This is a genomic window from Pseudomonas sp. PDM19 (assembly GCF_014852215.1).
GTDB lineage: Bacteria > Pseudomonadota > Gammaproteobacteria > Pseudomonadales > Pseudomonadaceae > Pseudomonas.
In genome coordinates, this window is sequence record NZ_JACVBG010000003.1 from 196,391 (window position 1) to 212,404 (window position 16,014).

The 16,014-nt window shown below is 67.8% G+C and carries 12 protein-coding genes and 1 riboswitch; of the genes, 6 read left to right on the forward strand and 6 right to left on the reverse strand.

The annotated features are described in order from the left end of the window. Positions 1–152 precede the first annotated feature (152 nt). Entirely contained in the window at positions 153–653 is a 501-nt protein-coding gene (locus IB273_RS16930) for a hypothetical protein (protein ID WP_167523257.1), read from the forward strand. Here IB273_RS16930 and IB273_RS16935 read toward each other — a convergent pair. Together IB273_RS16935 and IB273_RS16940 are read right to left on the reverse strand one after the other, a co-directional pair. Continuing rightward, positions 638–1,561, reverse strand: a complete 924-nt coding sequence (locus tag IB273_RS16935; RefSeq protein ID WP_081517216.1) for a histone deacetylase — start codon at positions 1,559–1,561, stop codon at positions 638–640. The genes IB273_RS16930 and IB273_RS16935 overlap by 16 nt on opposite strands. Positions 1,562–1,663: 102 nt before the next feature. Next, complete coding sequence (locus IB273_RS16940) at positions 1,664–2,869, reverse strand: MFS transporter (RefSeq protein WP_192224594.1); 1,206 nt, start codon at positions 2,867–2,869, stop codon at positions 1,664–1,666. Between the two features lie 209 nt (positions 2,870–3,078). Here IB273_RS16940 and IB273_RS16945 point away from each other — a divergent pair, with 209 nt between their 5' ends. The 4 genes from IB273_RS16945 to IB273_RS16960 are packed head-to-tail and all read left to right on the forward strand — an operon-like array spanning position 3,079 to position 6,713. Next, positions 3,079–3,621, forward strand: a complete 543-nt coding sequence (locus IB273_RS16945) for a GNAT family N-acetyltransferase (protein ID WP_081517218.1) — start codon at positions 3,079–3,081, stop codon at positions 3,619–3,621. After that, positions 3,618–5,234, forward strand: coding sequence for a nitroreductase family protein (locus tag IB273_RS16950; RefSeq protein WP_192224595.1), 1,617 nt, complete (start codon positions 3,618–3,620; stop codon positions 5,232–5,234). The genes IB273_RS16945 and IB273_RS16950 overlap by 4 nt, the downstream gene beginning before the upstream one ends. 13 nt (positions 5,235–5,247) lie before the next feature. Next, a complete protein-coding gene (tesB, locus tag IB273_RS16955; RefSeq protein ID WP_151189347.1) occupies positions 5,248–6,117 on the forward strand; it encodes an acyl-CoA thioesterase II in 870 nt (289 codons plus the stop codon). Next, on the forward strand, positions 6,114–6,713 hold the full coding sequence (locus tag IB273_RS16960; protein WP_192224596.1) for an HAD family hydrolase: 600 nt from the start codon (positions 6,114–6,116) through the stop codon (positions 6,711–6,713). The genes tesB and IB273_RS16960 overlap by 4 nt, the downstream gene beginning before the upstream one ends. Before the next feature lie 284 nt (positions 6,714–6,997). On the opposite strand, the gene IB273_RS16965 is transcribed toward IB273_RS16960, so the two are convergent. The 3 genes from IB273_RS16965 to IB273_RS16975 all read right to left on the reverse strand — a co-directional run bounded on the left by IB273_RS16965 (position 6,998) and on the right by IB273_RS16975 (position 12,823). Further along, positions 6,998–8,854 (reverse strand): TonB-dependent receptor domain-containing protein, encoded by a 1,857-nt coding sequence (locus IB273_RS16965; protein WP_192224597.1) that lies wholly within the window; start codon positions 8,852–8,854, stop codon positions 6,998–7,000. Between the two features lie 88 nt (positions 8,855–8,942). Next, a riboswitch (cobalamin riboswitch) is annotated at positions 8,943–9,139 on the reverse strand. Between the two features lie 37 nt (positions 9,140–9,176). Further along, complete coding sequence (dxs, locus tag IB273_RS16970; RefSeq protein WP_081517223.1) at positions 9,177–11,087, reverse strand: 1-deoxy-D-xylulose-5-phosphate synthase; 1,911 nt, start codon at positions 11,085–11,087, stop codon at positions 9,177–9,179. A gap of 233 nt (positions 11,088–11,320) precedes the next feature. Beyond that, positions 11,321–12,823 (reverse strand): Ig-like domain-containing protein, encoded by a 1,503-nt coding sequence (locus IB273_RS16975; protein WP_192224598.1) that lies wholly within the window; start codon positions 12,821–12,823, stop codon positions 11,321–11,323. A 423-nt stretch (positions 12,824–13,246) separates the two neighbouring features. Between IB273_RS16975 and IB273_RS16980 the strand changes: the two genes are divergently transcribed. Continuing rightward, positions 13,247–14,251: an Ldh family oxidoreductase gene (locus tag IB273_RS16980; RefSeq protein ID WP_192224599.1), complete on the forward strand. Its 1,005-nt coding sequence runs from the start codon at positions 13,247–13,249 to the stop codon at positions 14,249–14,251. Positions 14,252–14,420: 169 nt separating this feature from the next. Here the strand turns inward: IB273_RS16980 and IB273_RS16985 are convergent, their stop codons facing one another. After that, positions 14,421–15,998: an aldehyde dehydrogenase (NADP(+)) gene (locus tag IB273_RS16985; protein WP_192224600.1), complete on the reverse strand. Its 1,578-nt coding sequence runs from the start codon at positions 15,996–15,998 to the stop codon at positions 14,421–14,423. Positions 15,999–16,014 lie beyond the last annotated feature (16 nt).

Genomic DNA, 16,014 nt, shown 5'->3' on the forward strand with positions numbered 1-16,014 from the left:
GTGGAAAACCCCGGAAGGCGCGGAACAGTCGTTCTGATCCCTGATGGATAGGGGTTGCGAGAATTCCTACAGGGGATAGGGATTGCGCCGATGTTGGCGCTTTTGTGAATCCATCAGCATGCGGGCCTCTTGCAACCTTGGTCCGACTGTCGATGAAAGTCCGTGATTACCTTCGCTCCCACGAGGCCCACCTATGGGTGGAAGGCAGCGACACCCGCGTGCGGGTGAATGGCCTCGATATTGTCATCCGCAGCCTCCCCAGCGAGGAAATCCGCGCGCTGCTCAACGAGGCGGTGGCCCATATGGTGGTGCGCCTGAACAAGAATCTGCAGGGTTCGAAGGTGAAGTTCGAACAACGCGTGCTGGAGCTGCTGTCGATCCAGATCGCGCTGCACAACCTGTATGTATTTACCAACTGGAGCCGCCTGCTGCCACGCTACCTGCAATATGCAGGGCCACTGCGCGCGCAGGAGCTGCTGCAGCACCACGTGCCCGAGCAGGTGATGCGCTTCTGCGAGAAGCACTACGAAGACGATGCCCGGTCGCGTGCGGCCGCGCTCCTGGGGTTCTCCGCCCATGAGCTGGCGCGCTGGGAGCAGCAACGCCTGCCGATGCGCATGGACACCAACAACTCGCGTTACCGGTCCAGCTGAAACTCGCGCGCCACCCGCGCAGCGCTGTGGTGCAGGATGCCGTGGCGCCGGGCCAGCGCGTGGCGGTCCTTGTCGTAGCCACCGCCGATCACGCCCACCACCGGGATGTCGCTGGACAGGCAGCGACGGATGACGTGCTCGTCGCGCGCCGCCAGTCCCGCGTCGGTGAGCTGCAGATAGCCCAGGGCATCGTCCTTGTGCACGTCCACGCCGGCGTCGTAGAGCACGATGTCCGGCTGGTACAGCGGCAGCAGGTAGTCCAGTGCCTCTTGCACCACCTTCAGGTACTCCCCGTCGCCCAGGTGCAGTGGCAGGGGAATGTCCCAGTCGCTCTGCGCCTTGCGCGCGGGGAAGTTCTTCTCGCAGTGCAACGACACCGTCACCGCGTCCGGTACGTTTTCCAGGATGCGCGCGGTGCCGTCGCCCTGGTGCACGTCGCAGTCGAAGATCAGCACGCGGTTGGCCTTGCCGCTTTCCAGCAGGTACAGGCTGATCACTGCCAGGTCGTTGAAGATGCAGAAGCCCGAGGCATGGTCGTGGTGCGCATGGTGGGTGCCACCGGCGAGATGACAGGCCAGTCCGTGTTTCAGTGCCAGCTCCGCGCTGAGCAGCGAGCCGCCCACCGCACGCACCGTGCGCCGCGCCAGCGCTTGCGTCCAGGGCAGGCCGAGGCGGCGCAGTTCCTCGCGGCTCATCTCGCCGCTGCAATAGCGCTCGATGTAGTCGCGGTCGTGGGCCAGGGCGAGGACGTCCGTCGGGCACAGTTCCGGGCGCAGCAATTGCGCGTCTTTCACCAGGGCGCTGTCCACCAGGTGGTCGCGCAGCAGGCGGAACTTCTCCATGGGGAAGCGATGGTTGTCCGGGAAGGGCGGACTGTAGTCGTCGTGGTAGACCAGGGGCAGCGGCATGGCGTCGGCGGATCGGGAATGTGCTGCACAGGGTACGTCGGCGCAGCGCGCAGACGAAAGGGCCGGCATTGCGCCGGCCACTTTTCATTCGAGCCCGCGTTTTCAGCCTTCGTTGGAGAGGGCGGCGTCGCGTCGCGCGCTGCGGCTGGTGGCCACCGAGACCGACCACAGCACGAAGCCGCCGATGGCCAGCAGGCTGCCGACCCAGCCCGGCGAGGTCCAGCCGTAGCCGGCCGCCAGGGCCAAGCCGCCGAGGTACGGGCCCAGCGCATTGGCGAAGTTGAAGGCCGAGTGGTTCAGCGCCGCGGCCAGGCCCTGGGCGTCTTCGGCGACGTCCATCAGGCGGGTCTGCAGGACGGTACCCAGGGCGCCGCCGAAGCCGACGAAGAACACGCAGATCGAGATGGCCCAGATGTTCCCCGCGGTGAACGGGAAGATCGCCAGCACCACCGCGCTCCACACCAGCAGGCCGCCGGCGGTGGGCATCACGGCGCGGTCGGCGAGCACCGGGATGAACAGGTTGCCCAGGGTCATGCCGATGCCGAACACCGCCAGGATCAGCGGCACGATGCTCGGCGAAACGTGGGTCACCGCGCCGAGGATGTCGGCCAGGTAGGTGTACACCGCGAACAGTCCGCCGAAGCCGATGGCGCCGATACCCAGGGTCAGCCAGACCTGGCCGCGCTTGAGCGCACCCAGCTCGCGCAGCGGGCTGGAGTCCGGCTCGGCGGGCGAGTAGGGCGCAAGGACGCGTACGCAGATCATGGTCAGCACGCCGAGTGCGGCCACCAGCGCGAAGCTCCAGCGCCAGCCCACGGCCTGGCTCAGCCAGTTGGCCAGCGGCACGCCGATGATGGTGGCGACGGTGAGGCCGAGGAACATCCGCCCGACCGCCACGGTGCGCCGGTGCGGCGGCACGATGGAGGCGGCGACCAGTGCGGCGATGCCGAAGTAGGCGCCGTGGGGCAGGCCGCTGATGAAGCGGAACAGCAGCATCCAGTGGTAGGTCGGCGCCAGGGCGCTGAGGCCGTTGCCGATGGCGAACAGTGCCATCAGCAGCACCAGCAGGGTACGCCGTGGCAACCGCGCGCCGAGCACCGCCAGCAGCGGCGCACCGACGACCACGCCCAGGGCGTAGGCGCTGATCACGTGGCCGGCGGTGGGGGCATCGATGCCCAGCGCCGGGGCGAAGTAGGGGAGCAGGCTCATGGTGGCGAATTCAGTGGTGCCGATGGCGAAGCCGCCGACAGCCAATGCGAAAAGCACCAGGGCCGTACTGCGTTGCAGTCCGGTGGTGGAGGTCGTCATGGGAGTTCCTTGGTCTTTTTTGCGGTGCGCCATGGCGGCGCGGCTGTCTGCGTGAGCACGGTCAAGGCAGTGACCGACAGCGAAGGTAGGAGAAAAATACCAGATGAGGGCCTTTCCTGCTGAATCGATTGCGCCTCGTCTGACGGATTGCGTCCTACAGGCCCGTCGCCGGGTATCATGCAGACCTTTGCTGATCCGCGATGATTCCCATGGATTTTCCCAGCCTGACCACCGAGCGCCTGCTGCTGCGGCCGTGGCGCCATGACGACCTGGTGTCCTTCGCTGCGCTGAACGCCGACGCCGAGGTAATGCGCCACTTCCCCGCCTGCATGAGCCGCGAGGACAGCGACCTGCTGGCCGCGCGCATCCTCAAGCATTTCGATGAGCACGGCTTCGGCCAGTGGATAGTCGAGCGCCGCGAGGATGGAGCGTTCATCGGCGTGCTCGGCCTGCAGCGGGTGTCCTTTGAGGCGCCGTTCACTCCTGCGGTGGAGATCGGCTGGCGCTTCAACACGGCCTACTGGCGGCAGGGTTATGCGCTGGAGGCGGCACGCGCGGCGCTGGCCTTCGCCTTCGAGCAGTTGCGGCTGGAGGAAGTGGTGGCCTTCACCGTGCCGGCCAACCTGCCGTCCCAGGGGCTGATGCAGCGCCTGGGGATGCAGCGTGATGAAGCCGGTGACTTCGAGCATCCGCGCCTGCCGCAAGGCCATCCGCTGCGCCTGCATGTGCTCTATCGGATTCCTCGCCCATGACGCCGAGCGAAGGCGTGCGCGCCTATCACGAACTGAGCAGCCATCGCCCGGAGCGCTTCGCCCCCGGCCCCGGCCAGCTCGACTGGGCGACCCAGCCGGCCGCCTTCCGCCGTTATGCCGGGGCACGTTGCATCGAGCTGCTGCACCGGCCGCAGGAAGAGTCGCCAGGGTATGACCAGGTGTTCGTGGGGCCCCTCGGTGCGCCCGCGCCGCTGAACCTCGCCAGCGTCTCGCAACTGCTCTACGACAGCCTGGCGCTGTCGGCCTGGAAGGACGCCGGCGGCAGCCGCTGGGCGCTGCGGGTCAATCCGTCGAGCGGCAACCTGCACCCGACCGAGGCCTACTTGCTGCTGCCCTCCGGGGCTGTGGATAACGCCGCGCTGCTGGCGCACTACAGCGCCGACGAACATGTGCTGGAAGTGCGCGCCGAACTGCCCGCGCCGCTGGCCGAAAAGCTCGACGATGCGTTGCCCGCCGGCGGGTTCCTGCTGGCGCTGGCGAGCATTCCCTGGCGCGAGGCCTGGAAGTACGGCGAGCGTGCCTACCGCTACTGCAATCACGACCTCGGCCACGCGCTGGCCTGTCTCGGCATCGCCGCGGCGATCCAGGGCTGGGAAGTGCGTCTGCTGCGCGGCGTCGCCGAAGCGCAATTGGATACGCTGATCGGCCTTGACCGCGATGGCTTCAGCGAGCACGAGTTCGCCGATGCGCTGCTGTGGATCGGCCCGGCACAGCCTGCCGAGTTTCCACTGCCCGGCACGTTGCTCAAGGGCCTTGCAGGGCTGCCCCTGGCCGGCACGCCCAATCGGCTGTCGCGGGAGTATCGCCACTGGCCGGAGCTGGAGCGGGTGCACCAGCTGTGCCGCGCACCCGCACTGCCGGGCCATGACTGGTCCGCACCGAAGCCTGAGACGGTTGTGGATAACCCCGGCCTGCCGCTGCGACCGATCCTGCATCGCCGGCGCAGCGCGCAGTCCATGGACGGCCGCAGCGGCATTCACGCCGAACTGTTGTATGCCTGGCTGCGCCGCCTGATGCCCGAATGCTCGCCCGTGCCTTTCGCCTGCAGCGGCGAGCCGACGCGCATCGACCTGTTGCTGTTCGTTCATCGCGTCCAGGGCCTGGAGCCGGGCCTTTACTGGTTGGGCCGCAGCGGCCGCGAGGCGGGCGGGCTGCGCGAGGATTACCTGTGGCAGAGCGTGGAGGAGAGCGGCGTGCCGCTATACCGCCTGCTGTCCGGCGACGCACGCGGGCTGTCGGCGTTCCTCTCCTGCGGGCAGGACATCGCCAGCGACGGCTGCGTCGCTTTCGCCATGCTGGCTGATCTTGATGCCGCGCTGACCGAGGGCGCGTGGACCTACCCGCGCCTGTACTGGGAAGCCGGACAGGTCGGCCAACTGCTCTACCTGGAAGCCGAGGCGGCGGGCCTGTCGGGCACCGGCATCGGCTGCTATTTCGACCCGGCACTGGACGAATTGCTCGGCGGTGGTCCGGACTGCCCGGTCAGCCTCTATCATTTCACCATCGGCCGCGCGGTCTGGGACGAACGCCTCAGCAGTCTTCCCGCTTATCCGTCGCCACGCCGACTCCCACTTCAGCAAGACCGCAATTGAGGAAACAACGCGCATGACCCAGATCCTGGACAACCTGGTGGCTCTGCTGAGCCTGGAGCAGATCGAAGAGAACCTGTTCCGCGGCATGAGCCAGGACCTCGGGTTCCGCCAGCTGTACGGCGGGCAGGTACTCGGCCAGGCGCTGTCGGCGGCCAGCCAGACCGTCGAGCCGGAGCGCCACGTGCATTCGATGCACGGCTACTTCCTGCGCCCGGGCGACGCCAGCAAGCCGGTCGTCTATCAGGTTGACCGTGTGCGTGACGGCGGCACCTTCAGCACCCGCCGCGTCACCGCGATCCAGAAAGGCCAGCCGATCTTCGCCCTGAGCACCTCGTTCCAGACCGACGAGGAAGGCTTCGAACACCAGATCGCCATGCCCGACGTGGTCGGCCCGGAGAATCTGCCGACCGATCAGGAACTGAAGAAGCGCAGCGCTGCGCAGTTCCCCGAGCGTATCCGCGACAAGCTGCTCTACCCCAAGCCCATCGAAATCCGTCCGGTGACCGAGAACGACCCGTACGACCCCGAGGTCGGCGAGCCGATCAAGTACCTCTGGCTGCGCGCCGACGGCAAGCTGCCGGACATCCCGGCGCTGCACAAGTACATCCTCGCCTATGCTTCGGACTTCGGCTTCCTCACCACCTCCCTGCTGCCCCACGGCCGCTCGGTGTGGCAGAAGGACATGCAGGTCGCCACCATCGACCATTCCGTGTGGTTCCACCGTGACCTGCGCGCGGATGAGTGGCTGCTCTATGCCATCGACAGTCCGTGGGCCGGCAATGGCCGCGGCTTCGTGCGCGGCAGCATCTTCAACCGTGACGGCCAGCTGGTCGCCTCCTCGACCCAGGAAGGCCTGATCCGCCGCCGCGAGGACTGGGCATGACGCTGGAAGGCATCCGCCACTGGGTGTTCGACATGGACGGCACCCTGACCCTGGCGGTGCATGATTTCCCGGCAATCAAGCGGGCCCTGGGGATTCCCCAGGAGCACGACATCCTCACCCACCTGGCCGCGTTGCCGGAGGATGAGGCGGCAGCCAAGCATGCCTGGCTGCTGGAGCACGAGCGCGAGCTGGCGGTGGCTTCCACCGCTGCCCCTGGCGCGGTCGAATTGGTGCGGGCGCTGCATGGCGCCGGCTACCGCCTGGGCATCCTCACCCGCAATGCCCATGAGCTGGCGCTGATCACGCTGGCTGCGATTGGCATCGGTGATTGCTTCCTGACCGAGGATGTTCTCGGCCGTGGCGAGGCAGACCCCAAGCCCAGCCCGGACGGCCTGCTGCGCCTGGCCGCGCGCTGGGACGTGGCGCCGCAGCAAATGCTGATGGTCGGCGACTACCGCTTCGACCTCGACTGCGCCCGCGCCGCCGGCGCGCACAGCGCATTGGTGAACCTGCCAGAGAACCCTTGGCCCGAGCTGACCGACTGGCACGCGCAGGATTGCGCGGAGCTGGGGCGGATGGCGGGGGTTCTGGGTTGACCTCATCCCCACACCGATGGCTGGGTGGGTGTAGGGCGCATAACGCGCCAGCGTTATCCGCCGGAGTAACGTGCGGCGGATAACCTGTTCCAGGTTATGCGCCCTACGAAACTGACGCTCCCTGTAGGAGCGCCCCATGGGCGCGATCGCGGGCATAGCCCGCTCCTACAGGCTCACGGAGCCTCGAACGTAGGATGGGTGGAGCCCAGGCGATACCCATGCGGTCGGTGCAAGGGCGGATGGGTATCGCTGCGCTCCACGCCATCCTACAAATGCGCCAGGCCTTACAGCTCCGGCGTCCAGGTCACCGCCAGCAGCGCGGTGCGACCCGGTTCGCGGTAGGGGCGGGCTTCACCCATGAAGTCCATCGGGCTGGTCGGGCGCAGGTAGTCGCCCAGGGTGTAGTCGCGGTCCAGGGCGTTATCCAGCTTGAGGTCGAAGCGAATCTCGTCGCTGGCCAGCCAGCTGGTGCGCAGGTCGAGCACGCCGTAGCCGGACAGCTCGCGGGTGTTGGCCGCGTCGTCGTAGCGCTGGCTGACCGCACGCCAGGTGCCGCCGAGGCCGATGGCGCCGAACTGGCGATCCAGGTCCAGGCTCAGGGTGCGGCGCGCGCGATACGGCAGAGTGTGGCCGGTGTCGCGGTCGCGCGGGTCGATCAGGCTCAGGCCGAGCGCGGCCTGCCAGCCCAGCACGTCGCGGGCGACGCTGGCCTCGAAGCCATTGATGCGTGCCTTGTTGATGTTCTCCGGCTGATTGCTGTTGCTGTCCCAGGCGATCATGTCGTCGATTTCGGTGCGGTACAGCGAGGCTTCCAGGTGCGTGCCCGAGAAGTCCCCGCGCCATTGCAGTTCGTAGGTCTTCGAGGTCTCGGCCTTGAGGTCCGGGTTGCTCGCGCCGGGGTAGTAGAGGTCGCTGAAGGTCGGTGCGCGGAAGCCTTCGCCGTAGCTGGCGATCCAGGTCTGGCTGTCGCCCACCGGCAGGCTGAAGGCGGCGTTCCAGCTGTTCTGGCTGCCGTAGGCCTGGTTGTTGTCGTGGCGGATACCCAGCTCGGTGCCGAAGCTGTCGCCCTTGAAGCTGTGCTGGGCGAAGAAGGCGCGGTTGCTGCGCTGGTCGTCGGCAAAAGCGGTGGTGCCGTCGACCTTGTCTTCGTACCAGTCGGTGCCCAGCGCCAGCTGGTTGGCGGCGTCCAGTTGCAGCCGGTTGATCCAGCTCGCCGAGTGGCGGGTGGTTTCCAGCGTGCCGTTGTTCCAGCTGTCGGCGGCACCCACGGCCTTGTTGCGGTCGAAGCTGCGGCCCAGTTCCAGGTGGCTGTTCCACATCTTCGTGATCTGGCCGTCGAGGTAGGCGCTGTAGCTGCTGACGCGGAATTCGTCGCGGGGCGAGCCCGGCTCGAAGTTGTAGGCGTCGTCGTATTCGTTCTTGCCGCGCTGGTCGTTGAGGTTCAGGCCGGCCTTCCAGTCCTCGCTGAAACGGTGGTCCAGGTTCAGGTGCACGGCCTTGTTGCGCTGGGCGTCGTGATCGTTGTCGGCGCCGACGTTGTCGCTGGTGCGATCCCAGCCCTGGCTCTCGTCGAGGCTGCCGCCGAGGTTGTAGCGGGTCTGCTCGTCGCCGCCGGACAGGCTCAGGCTGCGTTCGAAGGTGCCGTGGCTGCCGGCAGCCAGGCGCACTTCGGGGTGCAGGCCGGCTTCGCCGCGACGGGTGAAGATCTGGATGACCCCGCCAATGGCGTCGGCGCCGTACAGGGCGGAGCGCGGGCCGCGGGTCACCTCGACGCGCTCGATGCTGTCGATGCTCAGGTAGTCCAGGCGGGCGATGCCGCTGCTGGCCGAAGCGACGCGCTGGCCATCGACCAGTACCAGGGTCTGCGCAGTGCTGGTGCCGCGCACGGAGTACGAGACCACGCCGCCCGAGCTGCCCATCTGCACGCCGGGCACGCGGGCGAGCAGGGCGGGCACGCTGCGCACTTGCAGGCGCTCGATGTCGGCACGGGTGAATACGCTGTTGGCCGAAGTGGCTTCGGCACGCGGCTGGGCCTGGCGTGCGGAGGTGATCACCTGGTCGGAGAGCCGGTAGATGTCGTCGGCGGCGAAGGCCAGGCCGGGTAGCAGGCTGGTGGCCAGGGCGAGTCGGGTCAGTTTCATGGAGCGTCCTCAAAAGCGGTCGGATGACTTTCGAGGAGGGCGTGGCAAGGGCGGCAGGCCGCACTTGACGGTGCGGCCCTCCGCAACACCTGTCGGGGCGTGTCGAGGGCGGTCTCCGGGCTGCCGACGTCACATCGCCGCCTTCCCGCTTTGTGCAGTGGCGGATGGCGATGCTGCGCTCCGTCAGGGGCGCGTCGGTTACCGTTGCGGGGGCAGCGCAGGTCTTTCACCTGCTTCCCGTTACCTCGAACGAAAACGGGCGCACCTTAGTCGGTGCGCCCGTCACTGGCAATACTCCCGGGGAGGGATGCGCCGATCGGTCTCAGCGCTTGCCGAGGGCCTCCAGGCGCGCCTTCACCGAGGCTTCGATGCCGGCGGCGTCTAGCCCGCACTCCGCGAGCATCTGCGCGGGCTTGGCGTGCTCGACGTAGTAGTCCGGCAGACCCAGGTGCAGGATCGGCTGCTGGAGGTTCTCGCGGGCGAGGAATTCGCTGACGGCGGCGCCGGCGCCACCCATCACCGAGTTCTCCTCGAGGGTCACCAGCAGCTCGTGGCTGGCGGCCAGCTGGCGCACCAGCTCCTCGTCCAGCGGCTTGACGAAGCGCATGTCGGCGACCGTGGCATCGAACTGCTCCGCCACTTTCAGCGCTTCGGCCAGTTGCACGCCGAACACCAGGAAGGCGACCTTGCCGGCCTTGCCTTCACGGCGAACCACGCCCTTGCCGATCTCGACCGGTTCCAGCGCCGCCTCGATGGGAGCGTTGGGGCCGGTGCCGCGCGGGTAGCGCACCGCCGCCGGGCCTTCGAAGTGATGGCCGGTGGTGAGCAGCTTGCGCAGTTCGTTCTCGTCGCTGGGGGTCATCACCAGCATGCCGGGGATGCAGCGCAGGTAGGAGAGGTCGAAGCTGCCAGCGTGGGTCGGGCCGTCCTCGCCCACCAGGCCGGCGCGGTCGATGGCGAACAGTACGTCGAGGTTCTGCACCGCGACGTCGTGGATCAGCTGGTCGTAGCCGCGCTGCAGGAAGGTGGAGTAGATCGCCACCACCGGCTTGGCGCCGTCGCAGGCCATGCCGGCCGCCAGGGTCACGGCGTGCTGCTCGGCGATGGCGACATCGAAGTAGCGGTCCGGGAATCTGTCGGCGAAGGCGACCAGGTCGGAGCCTTCCTTCATGGCCGGGGTGATGCCAACCAGGCGCGGGTCCTGGGCAGCCATGTCGCACAGCCACTGGCCGAACACACTGGAGTACTTCGGCCCGCCGGCCTTCTTCGGCACGGCATGGGCGGGGGCGCCTTCGGGCTCCAGCTTGGTAATGGCGTGGTAGCCGATCGGGTCGATCTCGGCCGGCCCGAAGCCCTTGCCCTTCTTGGTCACCACGTGGAGGAACTGCGGGCCCTTGAGGTCACGCATGTTGCGCAGGGTGGCGATCAGGGTCGGCAGGTCGTGGCCGTCGATGGGGCCGATGTAGTTCCAGCCCAGTTCCTCGAAGAGCGTGCCGGGGACCAGCATGCCCTTGGCGTATTCCTCGGTGCGGCGGGCGATCTCCCAGGCGCCGGGCAGGCGCGAGAGCACCTTCTTGCTGCCTTCGCGCATGCTGCTGTAGGTGCGGCTGGAGAGAATCTTGGCCAGGTAGTTGGACAGGCCGCCGACATTGTTCGAAATCGACATGTCGTTGTCGTTGAGGATCACCAGCATGTCGGCCTTGACTTCCGACGCGTGGTTGAGCGCCTCGAAGGCCATGCCGGCGGTCAGTGCGCCGTCGCCGATCACCGCCACCGACTTGCGGCCTGAGCCCTGCATGCGGGCGGCGATGGCCATCCCCAGGGCAGCGCTGATGGAGGTGCTGGAGTGGCCGACGCCGAAGGTGTCGTACTCGCTTTCCGAGCGGCGCGGGAAGGCGGCCAGGCCGTCTTTCTGGCGCAGGCTGCCCATGCGCTCGCGGCGCCCGGTGAGGATCTTGTGCGGATAGGCCTGGTGGCCGACGTCCCACACCAGACGGTCGTCCGGGGTGTCGAAGACGTAGTGCAGGGCGACCGTCAGTTCGATGACGCCCAGGCCTGCGCCGAAGTGCCCGCCAGTCTGGCCGACGCTGTACAGCAGGTACTGGCGCAGTTCGTCAGCGAGGGTCAGCAGCTCCGCCTCGCCCAGGCGACGCAGCTCGACCGGCGTGCTGGCGCGGTCGAGCAGGGGCGTGGCAGGGCGCGCGCGGGGAATCTCGTGAAACGTCGTGGGCATCAGGCTGATCGTTATGAGAAGGCAAAGATGCGGAAGTTTACCCGAAGCTCCTGATTGGCCCAAGCAACGTGGGGCCAATCCTTCGGACGACCGGATGGTCGGGACCGGGCCGAAGCGCTGGTGGCCGGGATTGCCGGTCTTCGTCCCGGGTGGGAAGCGGACGGGAAGCCGGCCGGGGAGTGGCAAAGCGTCGCAGCGGGCTGCCCGAAGGCGACCCGCTGCGCGGCCGTGGCTTAGATCACGGCGTGGTGGACGGACAACTCGTCGATCAGCATCGGGCGCACGTCCATCGCGCCATACTGCGGGGTCGAGCCTGCCTGGTTGGGGCTGCCTGCGTCACCGGCAAAGGTCAGGTTCGCGTGCCCGGTCTCCAGAACGCTGCCCATCGAGGGCAAGGCCGCCTTGGCCTGATTCGCTCCGGCCTGGGGAGCCAGTGCGCTCAGGTTCAGCTCGAGGCCCTGCTGGCCCATCAGTTGGAGGCTGTGCTGGGCATCGAATCCGGCGTTCGCCTGCAGCGGCGAATGGTTGTCGACGGTCAGCCGGAAAGCCTCGCCTTCGATGCCGCCACGACCGACGTGGACGTCATAGGTGCCTTCCTGGAGGGCATAGGGAGCATTGAAGTGCCAGGTGCCGTCCGGCTGCACCAGGGCAATGCCCAGGCCGAGGATGGCGCCGGAGGCCTTGCCGTCTGCGCCAATCACGATGGCGCTGACGTTGAGCAGCTCACCGGGGGCGCCGGTACCGTGGAAGGTCGGGCGGGTGTCGTCGGTGGTGGCGCCGCTGGCCAGTTCGCCGGTGACCGGGCCGACGTGGTCAACGGCGCCGGTGATGCTGGCGTTGCCATGGGGCGGCTCCGGCAGCGGCTGCGGGTCAGGCTGCGGAACGGGTTCGGGTTGCGGCTGAGGCATGGCCGCGGAGCGGTCGATGACCAGGCGGAACGCATCGCCTTCGAGCAGGCCCTGTCCGGCGCGGAAGTCGTAGGTGCCTTCCTGGATGGCGTAAGGCGCGGTGAAGTGCCAGGTGCCGTCCTGTTGGACCAGTGCGGTGCCCAGGCCGAGGATCGGGCCGGAAGCCTTGCCGTCGGCGCCGATGGCGGTGGCGCTGAGGTGGATCAGATCCCCTGGCGTGCCGGTGCCGTGGAAGGTCGGGCGGGTGTCGTCGGTGGTGGCGCCGTTGGCGAGCTCGCCAGTCACCGGGCCGATGTGGTCGGTGGCTGAAGTGATGGTCGTGTCACCGTGGGACGGCTCCGGGTGGGGCTGCGGCTCGGGTTGTGGCTGCGGTTCCGGTTGTGGCTGGGGCGCAGGGAAGCCGGCGGAGCGGTCGATGACCAGGTGGAAGGCATTGCCATCCGTGGGGCCATACCCGGCATGGAAGTCGTAGGCACCCTGAGGGAGCTGCTGGTTGGCGCTGAGCTGCCAGGTGCCGTTCTGCTGCACGAGGGCGGTGCCGAGGTGGATCGAGATGTCCGACGCCTTGCCGTCGGCGCCGATGGCAACGGCCATGACGTTGATCAGTTCACCGGGGGTGCCGGTGCCGTGGAAGGTCAGACGGGAGATGCTGGTGGTGGCGCCGTTGGTCAGGTCGGCGGCGGCTGGGCCGTACAGGTCGAAGGCACCGGTGATGGTGGTGGCAACCGTTTGGGTCGCTGCGGAGCTGACATACAGGCTGTTGCCTGCCGACGAGCTTTCCCAGCGGGAGTAACTTTGCGAACGGGTGTTTACGGGAATGTTTTCCATGGATGTGCTCTGGATAGAAGGTTATTCGTGGAAAGGGAACTGGAACTGGCTTTGCGCCTTTCTTGTTTGAAGAAAGGGTAAGCGGGCTCAATGGTTCCCAAGTGGTCTTGTCGAGGCGGCAGGCGGGGGCTTTCGAGAAGTTTGAAGGGGGTTTTACTTCTGTCAGGAGTGCTGCGGCGTTGCGGGGATTCTTCAGTCAGGTATTCGTGCTGGCTGGCTGTAAATGTTCTGATCGAGCAGGCGAATATTCAGGGTGTACGGCGCGCGCTCGAACGATGGGCCCCGCCTGTCCTGGCTATGCCGATTTCGTCGTCCCGCCGAAGGATAGGGAGCAAGCGGCGTCGGCCCTGAAACGGCAAAGTAGCGAGTGGCGCTGGCGGTCTCCGCCATGCTTGTGTGGCTGTCCCCCCCAAGGAGTGAGCTGTGACCCGACTGACCCTGGATGAACTGCGTGAGCTGTCGCTGGCGATCCTGCGCCACAACGGCTTCAGCGAACCCCACGTGCAGGCGGTGACCGCCACCGTGCTGGCGGGCGAGCGCGATGGCTGCACGTCTCACGGCGTATGGCGGCTGCTGGGCTGTATCCACACCGTGCGCGCCGGCAAGGTTGTGCCCGATGCCGTGCCGGAACTGTCCGAGCCCGCGCCGGCACTGGTGCGGGTGGACGCCAAGGGCGGCTTCTCGCAATGCGCCTTCGACCTCGGCCTGCCGAAACTGGTGGAGAAGGCGCGCAGCCAGGGCCTGGCGGCGCTGGCGATCAACCATTGCGTGCACTTCTCGGCGCTGTGGGTGGAGATCGAGCGGATTACCGCCCAGGGCCTGGTCGCGCTGGCGGTCACCCCGGCCCAGGCTTATGTGGCGCCAGCGGGCGGGACGCGGCCGCTGTTCGGCACCAACCCCATCGCCTTCGGCTGGCCGCGCGGGGACAAGGACCCGTATGTCTTCGACTTCGCCACCACGGTGGTGGCGCGCGGGGAAATCCAGCTGCACGAGCGCGAGGGCAAGGCCATTCCGCTGGGCTGGGGCATCGATGCGCAGGGCAACCCCAGCACTGATCCGAGCGCCGTGCTCGACGGCGCCATGCTGACCTTCGGCGGGCACAAGGGCTCGGCGCTGGCGACCATGGTCGAGCTGATCGCCGGCCCGCTGATCGGCGACCTGACCAGTGCGGAATCCACGGTGTTCGATGAGGGCACCAGGTCCTCGCCACACCACGGCGAGCTGCTGATCGCGCTGGACCCGGCGCGCTTCCTGGGCGCGGACGCCGCGCAGCATCTGGCGCGCGCGGAGACGCTGTTCGAGTCCATCGTCGACATGGGGGCGCGGTTGCCCTCCCAGCGCCGCTTCGTGGCGCGCCAGCGCAGCCTCGCCGAGGGCGTGGAGATCAGCGATTCGCTGTATGCCGATTTGCGCAAGCTGCTGGAGTAACAACGCTCCTACAGGGTGTGGGTTAGCGAGGATGTGGGCGGATAACGCTGGCGCGTTATGCGCCCTGCGTAAATTCCAAGCATCCGTGCATAAAAAAGCCCCGGCGCAAGGCCGGGGCTGAGCATCGGCGCGGGACTGGCCGACAGTTCACTCCCGCGCCGACGAACTTTCAGCGAGTCACCGCACTGCGTGTCGTCTCGCCATCCACCAGTCGCGCGATACCCAGCGGGTTGTCGTCCTTCAGCGCATCGGGCAGCAGCGCGTCGGGGTAGTTCTGATAGCACACCGGGCGCAGGAAACGGTCGATGGCCAGGCTGCCGACCGAGGTGCCGCGCGCATCCGAGGTCGCCGGATACGGGCCGCCGTGGACCATCGCATCGCAGACCTCCACGCCAGTCGGGTAACCGTTGATCAGCAGGCGCCCGGCCTTGCGCTCCAGCACCGGCACCAGTGCGGCGAAGTGCGACAGGTCGTTGGCTTCGGCGATCAGCGTGGCGGTTAGCTGGCCGTGCAGGCCGTCCAGCGCGCGGCGCAGTTCGGCTTCATCGGCCACTTCGACGACGATGGTGGTCGGGCCGAAGACTTCCTCCTGCAGCAGCTCTTCGCCCGCCAACAGCAGTTCGGCCCTGGCCTGGAACAGCTGCGGCTGGGCCTGCTTGCCTTCCTGCGGCTGGCCGGCGAGGTGGCGGATGGCGGGGTGGGTGAGCAGGCGGGCGATGCCCTTTTCGTAGCTCTTCAGGGTGCCGGCGTTGAGCATGGTCTGCGCCGGGCGCTGGCCGATCTCGGCGATCAGGTTGGCGACGAACAGGCTGAACGCCGGCGAGGCGATTCCGACGACCAGGCCGGGGTTGGTGCAGAACTGACCGCAGCCCATGACCACCGAGTCCGCCAGCTCACGGGCGATCTTCTCGCCGCGAGCTTCCAGGGCGGCGGGCAGCACCAGCACCGGGTTGATGCTGCTCATCTCGGCAAACACCGGGATCGGTTGCGGGCGCGCGGCGGCGAGATCACACAGCGCGCGGCCGCCCTTGAGCGAGCCGGTGAAGCCGACCGCCTGGATCGCCGGGTGCTTCACCAGCGGCTCGCCGACGCCGGCGCCGTAGATCATGTTGAACACGCCGGCCGGCATGCTGGTGGCTTCGGCCGCGCGGGTGATCGCCTCGCCGACGAGCTCGGCGGTGGCCATGTGGCCGCTGTGGGCCTTCACTACCACCGGGCAACCGGCGGCCAGCGCTGCGGCGGTATCGCCACCGGCTGTGGAGAAGGCCAGCGGGAAGTTGCTGGCGCCGAACACGGCCACCGGGCCGACGCCGGTACGGTACTGGCGCAGATCCGGGCGTGGCAGTGGCTGGCGCTCGGGCAGCGCGCGGTCGATCCGCGCGCCGAGGAAATCGCCACGGCGCAGGACTTTGGCGAACAGGCGCATTTGATTAGCGGTACGGCCACGTTCGCCCAGGATACGTGCGGCGGGCAACGCAGTCTCGCGACAGACGGTGGCGATGAAGTCGTCGCCGAGGCTTTCGAGTTCGCTGGCGATGGCGTCGAGGAACTGCGCGCGGCGTTCCGGCGACAGGGCGTTATAGGCCGGGAAGGCGGCTTCGGCGGCGCGGGCGGCAGCGTCGACTTCGGCCTCGGTGGCCTGGAGGAATTCCCGGGGCAGGGCTTCGCCGGTGCTGGCGTCGAGGCTCTGCAGGCGGACGGTGCCGGCACCGATGCGCTGGCCGGCGATGAAGTTGTGGGCGGTCATGAGATGGGTTCCGTCG